Below are 3,008 nucleotides of genomic sequence, written 5' to 3' on the forward strand. Positions count from 1 at the left end.
CCGACCCGTGGCCGTCTACCAGACCGACATCGCCGGCTTCGCGCGCCAGTACGGCATCCGGGCCGACGCACCCATCTCGCGCTGGGTCGGGCGCATCCACCGACGCGCCGACCGCACGCTCGTGCCGTCGACCGCGGCGCACTCCCAGCTCGCCGCCCTGGGCGTGACCGACCTGCACCTGTGGCGGCGCGGGGTCTCGCTCGATCTGTTCTCCCCCGACCGCCGCGACGCGGGCCTGCACGCCGCCTGGACGCGCGCCCGGCCCGGCACCCTCGCCGTCGGGTACGTCGGCCGGCTGGCGCCCGAGAAGCAGGTACGCCGTCTCGTGGAGGTCGCCTCCCTGCCCGGCACGCGGCTCGTGGTCGTGGGCGACGGGCCGGCGCGGCCCTGGCTGGAGAGGCACCTGCCCGAGGCCGCCTTCACCGGCATGCTGCGCGGGGACGACCTGGCCCGCGCCTTCGCCTCCCTCGACGTGTTCGTGCACACCGGGGAGTCCGAGACGTTCTGCCAGACGGTCCAGGAGGCGCAGGCCAGTGGTGTCCCGGTCGTCGCGCCGGCGGCCGGCGGACCGGTCGACCTCGTCGACCACGGGCGCACCGGGATGCTGTTCCGGCCCACCGACCCGGCCGCGCTGCGGCACACCGTCGCGACCGTGGTGGGCGATGAGCCGCTCAGGTCGCGCACCGCCGCGGCAGCTCTCGCCGCGGTGGCCGGCCGCAGCTGGGCCACGGTCGTCGACGAGCTGATCGAGGTGCACTACCCCGCCGTGCTGCGGACCCTCGACGGCGCGGCGGCCTGAGCGGTGCGGAGGCCCGCTCCCTCGCATCGGGCTACCGCCCCGACGTGGCGGTCATCATCGTCGGCGGCAACGACGTCACCCACCACGTCCGGACGTCGGTGTCGGTGCCCACCTCGCGGAGGTGGTCGGACCCTTGTTCCTCGCCCAGCCCGACGAGATGTTCGCCATCGACAGGTTCCACCCCTCCGGGCCCGCCGACTGCCCCTGCACGGACCTCCTCCGCGAGGCCGTGACGGCCGGCGTACCCCTTCGCTCCGACCGGTACGTTGGAGCCATGCCCGGCTCAGGTCCCTCGGTGACGCGGCGCCCCTCGGTGCTCGACGTCGGCGCTCTGCGTGCCGTGGAGCAGGTGCTCTCCGACATCGTCGAGCGCCAGACCCGCACCCTGGCCGGCGTGGGTCCCGAGCTGGACGAGCTCGTCGACGTGGTCCGCGACCTGATGGACGGCGGCAAGCGGCTGCGGGCCGCCTTCTGCCTGTGGGGCGCGCAGGCGGTCGGCGAGGACGCCCGGCCGGCCGGCGCCGGGGTCGCGCAGGCGGCCGCCGCCCTGGAGATGTTCCACCTCGGGGCCCTGGTGCACGACGACGTCATGGACCGCAGCGAGCTGCGGCGCGGCGTCCCCACCGTGCATCGCACCTTCGCGACGCGGCACACCCTCGACGACCGGGCGGGCAGCGCCGAGGCGTTCGGCGACTCCGTCGCGATCCTCGTCGGCGACCTGTGCCTCACCTGGGCCGACGACCTCCTCGACCGCGCGGTGCGCTCGGCCACGGCCGCCGGCCACGCGGCCTCCGGGGAGGCGGCGCGGCTGGTCTGGGAGCGGATGCGCACCCAGACGATGGCCGGGCAGTACCTCGACCTCGTGGCCCAGGGACGCCGGGGCACCTCGACCTCGGACGCCACGCAGGTGCTGCACTTCAAGAGCGCCAAGTACACCGTCGAGCACCCGCTGCTCCTCGGTGGTGCGCTCGTCGGTGCGCCGGCCGCCCTGCTCGACGACTACGCCGCCTTCGGCCTCCAGGTCGGGGAGGCGTTCCAGCTGCGCGACGACGTCCTCGGTGTCTTCGGCGACCCCGGCGCGACCGGCAAGTCGAGCCTGGACGACGTCCGGGAGGGCAAGCGCACGATGCTGGTGGCCTACGCCGAGGAGGCCGCCGGCGAGACGCAGCTGGCCGTGCTGCGCCGCCACCTCGGCGACGACGGGCTCGACGACCACGGGCTCCGCGTCGTCCGCGAGGTGCTGACCGACACCGGCGCGCTGGCCCGCGTCGAGTCGCGCATCGGTGAGCTGGTGGCTCAGGCCTTCGAGCTGCTCGACCGCATGCCGGTCACCCCGGAGTCGCGTGAGGCGCTGGTCGCCCTCACCGACGCGAGCGTCTGGCGAAGCGCATGAGCTCCGGACGCGGACCCGGGCCGGTCTCCGGCTGGACCCCCCGCCGCCCCCACCAGACCCACCACACCATCGACTGCGCCACGAGGCTGAAGCCGAAGAGGAAGTCCTCGACCGGGGCGTGCCCGATCCGCCAGCCGAGAATGGCATCCTCGTCGTAGTGGAAGACACCTCGAGACGTGAGCCATTCGTTGGTGATCAGCTGGAAGAACAGCACGATGGCGTACGACACCCAGAACGCCCGTCGGGTGAGCAGCCGCGTCCGCAGCACCCACAGGTCGAGCGCGACGGTGACGGCGATGCCGAGCAGCGATGCCTCGGTGTGCGTCATGGGCGCTCCCGCGGCTCGTCGCCGACCGTCCAGCCCCGCACGCTGCGCACCGCCTCCAGGGTCATCACCGAGGCGAGCGGCACCACGACGAAGAACAGCACCTCCTCCAGCGGCAGGCCCACGATCTCGATGCCGAGGGTGAGGGACTCCTCGAACCACCAGTGCCCGGCCCGCACGGCCGCGAGGTCCCACACGACGAACGGCACGCCCGCGCACAGCAGCACCAGCCCGAGGCGGCGCAGCCGGGCGTACACCCGGGTCCGCAGCAGGATCTCCAGGGGCAGCGTGGCGACCAGCACGAAGGCCAGCATGGCCACGTACGTCAACGCCCGCATGACGCCATCTTGTCCGACGCCGCCGAGGCCGCGATGACGAGCCCCCGCGGAGCCGGCCGGCTGGGCACGGAGGTGCGGGCGCTCGGGCGGGGCACCCGGCGGCTGCTGGTCGGCCGCGACGTGTCCTCGGCCGCCGCCACGCTGACCTACTTC

Annotated in this window: 4 protein-coding genes; 2 read left to right on the forward strand and 2 right to left on the reverse strand. The window is 74.2% G+C overall.

Going from position 1 to position 3,008, the window contains the following annotated elements:
- Both QZX64_RS01545 and QZX64_RS01550 read left to right on the forward strand, forming a co-directional pair.
- Nucleotides 1–799, forward strand: a 799-nt coding sequence (locus QZX64_RS01545; protein WP_295656397.1) for a glycosyltransferase, incomplete at its 5' end; no start/stop codon positions are given.
- A 274-nt stretch (nt 800–1,073) separates the two neighbouring features.
- Nucleotides 1,074–2,192, forward strand: coding sequence for a polyprenyl synthetase family protein (locus QZX64_RS01550; RefSeq protein ID WP_295656399.1), 1,119 nt, complete (start codon nt 1,074–1,076; stop codon nt 2,190–2,192).
- Here QZX64_RS01550 and QZX64_RS01555 read toward each other — a convergent pair.
- The gene (locus QZX64_RS01555) at nt 2,161–2,520 is read right to left on the reverse strand and encodes a lycopene cyclase domain-containing protein (protein ID WP_295656401.1); all 360 of its coding nucleotides are present in this window, start codon (nt 2,518–2,520) and stop codon (nt 2,161–2,163) included. The two genes, QZX64_RS01550 and QZX64_RS01555, sit on opposite strands and share 32 nt — an antisense overlap.
- Entirely contained in the window at nt 2,517–2,855 is a 339-nt protein-coding gene (locus tag QZX64_RS01560) for a lycopene cyclase domain-containing protein (RefSeq protein WP_295656403.1), read from the reverse strand. The genes QZX64_RS01555 and QZX64_RS01560 overlap by 4 nt, the downstream gene beginning before the upstream one ends.
- Between the last annotated feature and the right edge of the window lie 153 nt (nt 2,856–3,008).

The sequence above is a fragment of the uncultured Nocardioides sp. genome, assembly GCF_902805925.1.
GTDB lineage: Bacteria > Actinomycetota > Actinomycetes > Propionibacteriales > Nocardioidaceae > Nocardioides.

Coding starts and splice junctions, on each gene's coding strand:
- QZX64_RS01550 (WP_295656399.1), top strand. CDS start 1,074: ATGCCCGGCTCAGGTCCCTCGGTGACGCGGCGCCCCTCGGTGCTCGAC.
- QZX64_RS01555 (WP_295656401.1), bottom strand. CDS start 2,520: ATGACGCACACCGAGGCATCGCTGCTCGGCATCGCCGTCACCGTCGCG.
- QZX64_RS01560 (WP_295656403.1), bottom strand. CDS start 2,855: ATGCGGGCGTTGACGTACGTGGCCATGCTGGCCTTCGTGCTGGTCGCC.